Here is a 7704-nt window from a genome sequence, read left to right as displayed (position 1 = left end):
TCTCGGTGTACCGCTCGAAGTGAGTACGGGAGTCTTTGCGGTTGCCCTGGCCGCTACGTTCGGGATCTGGTTTGCCAGTGAACGGACGTTGTCCATCCACAGTATTCGCACGCCGAAGCGCGAAGCGTTCTACTGGTTCGCCATCCTGTTCACATTTTCACTGGGAACGGCGGCAGGAGACTTGATTGCCGAACAGGTGGACCTGGGGTATGCGAAGTCTGCTGTGTTGTTCGGCGTCGTGAGCGCCGTAGTGGCCGCCGCGCACTTCGGCCTGAAACTCAATGCTGTACTTGCATTTTGGATCGCTTATGTTGTCACTCGTCCATTGGGAGCGTCCATCGGTGACCTGTTGACCCAAGACCGAGATGAGGGCGGCTTGGGATTCGGGCCGACGGTGGTGAGCATTGTCTTCACGATCGTGATCGTCGCGCTGGTCGCCTTTCTCACTGGCACCAAAGTCGATGTTCTGCCAGAACCGAGCAATGAACGGCAGCCCGCAGACGCACAAACGGGTGACGCGGTCCGGTGAGATCGGCGAGTTCGATCGCACTTGTTCGGACCGCGTCACCCGTCTAGAGGATCAGGCCACTCGCTTGGCGGTGCGGCCGCCGAATTCGAGCATCACGGCGCGACCGGTGTCGTCGGTGACGAAGCGTCCCAACGCCCGGGTGGTGTCGGCGCGCGCAGCGAAGTCACGGTCGTTGAGGAAGGCGATCGGGATTGCCGGCGGCCAGACGATGTCCTCGTATTCACCGCGATCCTGCGCGCTGCCCATCCGGATGCCGATTCCCTCGTCACCGGGGGCGACGGTCATCGTCAGTGAGCCGGCCTGATACTTGCCCAGGACTGCGTCGACGGCAGCGGGTTCGGGCTCGACCACGTCGAGGGATGCCGGCGTGGGTAGTTCAGTGAGGTTGGCCATGCACCAGTCGACGATCTTCTTGCCGATTCCGCCGCCGAGGGCGTTGGTCAGCACGGTGACGGCGAAGTTCTTCTCGGGCACTGTCATGAACTCGGAGACCTGGAGGTTGCTCACGTTTCCGCCGTGCCGCACTACCTGTGTGGTTCCGTATCGAGTCAACAGCCATCCCAGGCCGACTTCTTCGAACATCATCGCGGCGGGACGCTGCGGCTTCTGCATCAGCAACCGGGTGGACTCGTCGAGCGGCTGTCCTCCGCCGGGGTGTTCGCCAGACAGTGCGTAACGTGCCCAGACGAGTTGGTCTCGCACCGAGGACCACATTCCGCCGCAAGGGATCATGCCGCGGTCCAGCCCGGTTTCGTTGGACACGAACGGCACACCGTCGCGGATGTAGTGACCGAGTGCGAACCGGTGGGTCATCACGTCCCAGGGCAGGAAGGCCGAGTTCTTCATTTCGAGGGGGTCGAGCACGCGCTGCTTGACCAGCTCTTCGAAGGTCAGTCCGCTGATCTTGGCCACGACATGTCCGGCGAGAACGAATCCGGAGTTGCTGTAGGAGAAGACTTCTCCGACGGGAAATTCTTGTCGCAGTTCGTTCAGCCGTGAAACCGAGCGTCCCAGGGCGTCTTCGCCCCAGCCTGCCGAGAGGCCCGCGTCGCCGGTGAATCCGCCGGTGTGGGTGAGGAGGTGACGCATCGTGACTGTGCGCGTGGCTGTTTCGTCGGCGAAGGTCAGTTCGGGGACGTACTCGACCAACGGGGTGTCGAGATCGAGTAGGCCGTCCTCGACGAGTGCCATCGCGGCTGTTGCGGCGAACACCTTTGTGGTGGAGCCGATCATGAACATCGTCTTGTCGGTGACCGGGAGTTGGGTTTCGACGCTCTCGATGCCACTGGTGACGACGATGTCCTTGTCGCCGTGAATGATGCCGACCGAGACGCCGGGGATGTTTGCCTCGACCCTCCACTGATCGACGAGTTCTTGAAGCTGTTCTTGCATCTTTGATTCCTCGAGTTCGCTGGCGTTCTGTGTTTCGGCGTTCTGTGTTTCCGTCATCGTATGTGTATCGGTCATCGTCACGCGTTAACCCGTGGTAGGAAGCGGAATCCGACGTACACTCCGTCTCGGTGCGGCCGTACCGTCGTCCAACCGGCGGCCCCGGGTTGACGGGTGGTCCAGGTCCCCGGGATCTGCGACGGTACGAGAGTGGCTACCGTTGCAGGCTTCTTCGGAGCTGTTTCGTCTTCCTCGGGATTCGGGATTACGTCGCCGATGACGGTGATCACGGCCTCGTCAGCGGACTCTCCACGGCGGAACTCGATTGCTATTCCGCCCGAGCTGTACTTTCCCAGAACCGAATCCGGAATCGACTCCACACTCGCGGGGTTCGGGGCGAGGGCTTGCGGAGGTTCGAGTCCGACCAACGCGGCCGCGGCTTCGGTGAAGAGATCACGGTAGAGGCCGTCGGCCTTGCCGCCGCTGGTCAGCAGTGCGATCGCGACATTGTGGCGGGGGAAGATGCGCAGATACGCGTGCTGGCCGATGGTGCTGCCGTCGTGCCCGAAAATCTCTTCGCCCGACCAGGTTTCGTGGAACCAGCCCAAGCCCCAACCCGACTTGTCCGGGAACAGTTCGCTGATGTCGATTTCGGGTGTGCGCATCGCGGCGGCTGACTTTTCCGACACGATCCGTACGCCGTCGACGCTCTGTCCTTCGAGAAGACCGAGTTCCGCGAACGTGAGTAGATCTCCGATGCTGGCAGTGATGCAACCCGCGGGCCCCATCGAGCGCGTGATCGGCCAGACGGGCATCACGACGGAGTTCCCCGTATGACCCGCTGCCACAGAGTATCTCGGTGTATCTCCGGTCAACGTGAGTGTGTGCGCGAGGCCGAGCGGATCGATGATCCGCTCCTTGAGGATGTCGTCCCAGATGCCGCCGCGAAGAACCTCGACGATACGAGCTGCAAGGACGTACGCGGAGTTCGAGTACGCGAAGCCGTCCTCGAGTGGATGAACCTGACGGAAGTCACGCAGGCCCTCGACGTAGCGTTCGACGACGTCGTCGCCGCGACCCTTGTCGATGAACAGGTCACCGTCGATTCCGTTGCGATGGTTCAGAAGTGCGCGAACCGTGATGCGGGCAGCTGTTTCCTCGTCCTGCAGTGCGAAATCGGGCAGGATCGACCGGACGGTCGCGTCCAGGTCGAGCAAGCCTTCGTCGACAAGCTGCATGACCAGCATCGCGGTCCATACCTTGGTGATGGATCCGATCTGGAACAGGGAGTCGGTGGATACCTCGACCCCGGTGTCTGCATTGATCACGCCGGAAGCCACCGTCGTACGGGTGATTTCCTTGCCGTTGGAATCGAGTGTGAGAATACCGAATTGAGCACCGGTGACGCCGTAACGCTCACACAGTACGTCCAGCGAACGCTTCCACGCGTCGGCTCCGGCAGACGCGTTGGCCAGGCCGGTCTTGGGCAGCTTCGCGGAGGTGTATCGCTTGACCCATTCGATGAGTCGTGTGCTGTAGTCGATTCGGTGCGAGATCGAGCCGTTGACGAGGAACCCGTGGCTTGCACCGGGATACGCCACCAGACGGGTGGGTACGTGCTGCTGGCGCAGTGCGGCGAACCAGGCCTCGGCTTGACCCAGCGGGCACCGCTCGTCCGACTTTCCGTGCAGGATCAGCGTCGGGGTCACCACGTTCTTCACGGCGGCGAGCGGTGAGGCTGCCAGGAGCCCCGCGGAGTTCTCGGGAACAGTCGTGCCGGTGGCGAGTGACGCGAGGTGCGGACCGAAATCGCAGACTCCGGCCATGGCGTTGAAATCGCAGATCAGCCCGCCGGCAACCGCAGCGGCAAAACGATCCGTCGCGGACGTCAGGTGACACGTACTGTATCCGCCGTAGCTGTACCCGGTGATCGCCAGACGGTCCCCGTCGACAAGTCCCTCGGCGACAAGCGCGTCGATCGGCTCGAGGAAGTCGGCTTGGTCGGAGGTACCCCAGGCGCCGTTGACGGCGTACATGAAGTCTGCGCCGTACCCGTCCGACCCACGTGGATTGAGGGTCAGGATGCGCCAACCCTGGGCGGCGAGAACCTGGTGGGCGGGGTGATAGGTATCTGCAACGCCGGTCCACGCGTTGTGCGGTCCGCCGTGAATGTCGAGCAGAAGGGGTGCGGCACCACTGGTTTCGGGAGCGGACAGCAACCAACCATGCACGGTGCGGCCGTCGGAGATGGTGAACTCGCGTTCCTCGGCGGCAAACAGTGTCACCTCGGGGAGTGCTTCTGCGGTGAATTTCGTCAGCGTGGTGACCGCGCCGCTGTCGAGATCGACGAGTGCGACCTCGCCGAAGGACTGCTGCGTGGTGACGATGACGGAGGCGACGCGGGCGTCACGGGCAACGGAGAGCGCCGAGACGACCTCGTTGGGATTGGCGACGAGGGATCGAGAGGTGCCGGTTTCGATGTCGGCCGCGTACAGATGCGTCCATCCACGATCGCGTAGGCAGAACACGATTTCGTCGCGAGTATTCGACAGTGCCGGTGTGCCGCCGGGGTAACCGGGTGCACCGGGCATCACGTTGCGATCGAGATGAGCTGTGAGGGTGACGTCGACCGGTGTCTCGGTTGGGCCGGGGACGGACAGCCGGATCAGGTCTGCAGTTCCGACACGGACCTCGGGAGTGCCGATGGCGACGACCGAATCTCCCTGCGGATGCCACAGTGTGGAGCCCTGCACTCCGGTGGCATGACCGAGTCGCTGCGGGGGAACCGACAGATCGTCGACGAGGATGCGGTAAGCGCTGAACGTGAGGTTCAGATCGCTGTCCGGTTCGAGATTCGCGGTGAAGGCAAGGGCCGTGCCGTCGGGCGACCAGGACGGAACGTCGGCATTCCAATCACCGTCGGTGAGCCGTCGAACTGCCTTCGTCTCCAGATCGACGGTGTGAAGGTGGCGACGGAAGGTGCCGAGCCAACCGGCACCGTCCACCTTGTATCCGAGTCGGTCGGTGACGATGGGAGCATTCGGATCGGCGGAGTCCGAGCGTGAGACCACAGCGGCGAACGCGATGGCATTTCCGTCCGGGCTCCAGGCTGCTGCACCGGCGCCGAGGGGGAGTGATGCTGATGTGGTGAGAGTTTCGGCCTCGCCACCGGCGAGCGGGATCAGGTGCAGCTGCGCGGAGTCGCCGACCTTACGCAGGAAGGCAATCGAGGTTCCGTCCGGAGAGAACCGAGGGGCAGAATCGGCGGGCCCTGCGGTGAGGCGGCGAGCCTGGGAACCGCGGGACACCGCCCAGAGCGATGTAGTTGCCTTTCCGGCAACAATTTCCGAGCGAACGAAGACGACCACGGTGCCGTCGGGAGAGATTGAGGTCTCAGTGGGTGTGACCACACGGTGGAGGTCGTCGAGAACAAATGGACGGTCAGTCATGTAGATCCTTCGAATCGGAGAAATAGATGCAGACATAAAGCTTTGTCTTCCGGCTTATTTCAGAACGCGAATGCCAGGGCCGGCCAGGGTGCCGCCAACTGGTGCATACAGGGCCGTTGCGCCGTTGAAGAACATGAAGTTCGGCGACGTGGACACCGGAATGACGTCGGACGAGGTGAACAGTGCTTGTTCCGCTTCCTTCCACACCGAGCAGGATTCCTGCCCGGGCAGAACCGAGGCCTTCGCCGCCAGTTCGGCGTACTTTTGATTGTCGATCGATGCGAAGTTGACACCCGACGGTGGGGTGGGGCCGGCGAAGTACGGAACGAAGATGCTGGGGGTATCGCTCTGGACGGTCAGTCCGATCGAGATCGACCATGACGTCAGGTCTTTCGCTGCGAATGTGTTGGAAATGATGAAGTTGTTGTCACCACCACGAAGCTCTACCTTCGCACCGAGCTCCTGCCACTGCTTCATCGCGTATTCTGCTGCTGCAGAGGTGGTGTCGCGGTAGTTGGCAAAGATGACCGTCAATTGCAGCGCTTGACCGTCCTTGGTCAGGACACCGTCGGATCCGGGCTTCCAACCGGCGTCCGCAAGAGTCTTTTTCGCAGCGGCCATGTCGAACTTCGGAACTACACCGGTGACGCTGTCGAAGTCACACGCCCGCGGATCGACTACTGCCAGTGCCGTAGCTCGTGAGCCTTTGCCACCGGTGTTGATGTCCGTGTAATCGTCGAGATCGATCGCTTGCACGAGTGCGGTGCGTACGGCTTCGTCCTTGGTGGGGAGAGCCGCATTGTGGTTGAAGATGAACTGTCCGCTCAGGGTGTTGGACGTCATCGACTCGAGGCCTGAAGCTTCCACACGTTCGATATCCGCGCCGGCAACCGGGGCCGCGTTGACCGTTCCGGTGAGGACGAGATTCGCCGTCGTCGCGGCGTCGGTCACGACCTTGATCGTGACCGTCTTGGGCACTCCGAGCGTGTCCGACGTGGTTTCGCCGTTCGGCCCCCAGTTGTATCCGTCGCGGCGTTCGAGCGTGACGTGATCGTTGGCCACTACTTCGGTGATCTTGAACAGTCCGGTTCCGTTGCTGCTGCCTCGAACACTGGCAGGGTCGTCGAGGGCTGCCTGGCACGCCATCTTGAGAGCGCCGATGCGCTCGAGGAGGAAGGGCGCGGGTTCCGTTGTCTTGATCGTGAGCTCGTCACCATCAGCGGTTGCTACCGCAGTTTCGGGTACGGATGCTCCCAACCACGGCGAGCCGTTGGTCGTGTCGACGACCCAGTTGATGTTGTTTGCCGCTGTCTGGGCAGTGAAGGTCGTGCCGTCGTCACACGTGATCCCCTTTTTGAGGGTGAAGTTCAGCGAAGTTCCGTTCTCGCTCCATTTTTCGGCCAGATACGAGCCCGCTGCGCGGGTTTTGGGGTCGATGGCCAACAACGAGTCGTTCGTATAGCTGTTGATCGCCTGCGTGGCAGTCAGATTGGTGATCAGGGGATGAAGGTTGCCGGGATCGGTGTTCACGATCGTGGTGAAACTGCCGTCCTTCGCGTAGTCGCCGGAAGAATTGCCGCCAGGATCAGAGGTGCTTCCGCACGAGGCAACCGTGAGAACGCCGATCGTGACCAGAGCCGCAGTGGGCACTGAGCGAGCTTTCATCTGATGCACCTTTTGATCGAAGGAAGTCGTTGATCAATGTTGCGCGAGGGACGTGGCCCAGGTCTCGTTGAATCGACTCATGCTGAGCGCCTGAATCTGTCGGATCGTCACAATGGGTGGTCGTCGTTTCTTGCCGCACCACGGTTCGACTACCGTCGGAGTGTGCGCTCAGAATCTCGTCGATCAGATATCCAGACCTTCCATGTCATGGATGTATGGAAGGCCGCGACCGAACGTCAGCGGACACATGGTGACGTCCTGACCTTGGCGGCAGGTCAACCGTCGACGCCCGCGCCGGCACCGGTGCTACGTGCGACGCGAGAGATTCTGGGCACCGAACTACTCGGGTATACCGAGACTTTCGGGATCCTGCAGCTACGCGAGGCTATTGCGCGCTACCACAGCGAGCGATCGGGAATCGCCGTCGACGCCGAAGACGTGGTGGTGACGACCGGTTCGTCCGGGGCGTTCACCTTGCTCTTCCTGGCCGCGTTCGACGAGGGCGACACCGTGGTGGTTGCTCGACCCGGATATCCCGCGTACCGCAATACCCTTGCCGCTCTCGGCTGCAACGTCGTCGAACTCGACTGCGGGCCGGCAACTCGATACCAGCCGACAGTGGAAATGCTCGAGGCTTTGCCGTCGCCGCCTGCCGGTCTGATCGTCGCGAGC

At 62.1% G+C, this 7704-nt stretch carries 5 protein-coding genes; 2 read left to right on the top strand and 3 right to left on the bottom strand.

Annotation, left to right across the window (positions count from 1 at the left end; all coding sequences use genetic code 11):
* Window positions 1–529 (top strand): hypothetical protein (locus tag A2J01_RS02635; RefSeq protein WP_064111831.1); only part of this gene is annotated, 529 nt, incomplete at its 5' end.
* A 51-nt stretch (window positions 530–580) separates the two neighbouring features.
* Here A2J01_RS02635 and A2J01_RS02630 read toward each other — a convergent pair.
* From A2J01_RS02630 to A2J01_RS02620, 3 genes are read right to left on the bottom strand one after another with little or no spacing between them, the layout of a single operon-like run.
* Window positions 581–1996 (bottom strand): serine hydrolase domain-containing protein, encoded by a 1416-nt coding sequence (locus A2J01_RS02630; protein WP_231915684.1) that lies wholly within the window; start codon window positions 1994–1996, stop codon window positions 581–583.
* Between the two features lie 2 nt (window positions 1997–1998).
* A complete protein-coding gene (locus A2J01_RS02625; protein ID WP_064111829.1) occupies window positions 1999–5367 on the bottom strand; it encodes a serine hydrolase in 3369 nt (1122 codons plus the stop codon).
* Window positions 5368–5421: 54 nt separating this feature from the next.
* On the bottom strand, window positions 5422–7032 hold the full coding sequence (locus tag A2J01_RS02620; RefSeq protein ID WP_064111827.1) for an ABC transporter substrate-binding protein: 1611 nt from the start codon (window positions 7030–7032) through the stop codon (window positions 5422–5424).
* A 207-nt stretch (window positions 7033–7239) separates the two neighbouring features.
* On the opposite strand from A2J01_RS02620, the gene A2J01_RS02615 reads away from it, so the two are divergent.
* Window positions 7240–7704 (top strand): aminotransferase class I/II-fold pyridoxal phosphate-dependent enzyme (locus A2J01_RS02615; protein ID WP_197494139.1); only part of this gene is annotated, 465 nt, incomplete at its 3' end.

The organism is Rhodococcus sp. EPR-134, assembly GCF_001647205.1.
Lineage (GTDB): Bacteria > Actinomycetota > Actinomycetes > Mycobacteriales > Mycobacteriaceae > Rhodococcus_F > Rhodococcus_F qingshengii.
The sequence above is the reverse complement of the archived record's forward strand: the minus strand, read 5'-3'. Positions and strand labels throughout refer to the sequence as shown.

Coding starts and splice junctions, on each gene's coding strand:
- A2J01_RS02630 (WP_231915684.1), bottom strand. CDS start 1,996: ATGACCGATACACATACGATGACGGAAACACAGAACGCCGAAACACAG.
- A2J01_RS02625 (WP_064111829.1), bottom strand. CDS start 5,367: ATGACTGACCGTCCATTTGTTCTCGACGACCTCCACCGTGTGGTCACA.
- A2J01_RS02620 (WP_064111827.1), bottom strand. CDS start 7,032: ATGAAAGCTCGCTCAGTGCCCACTGCGGCTCTGGTCACGATCGGCGTT.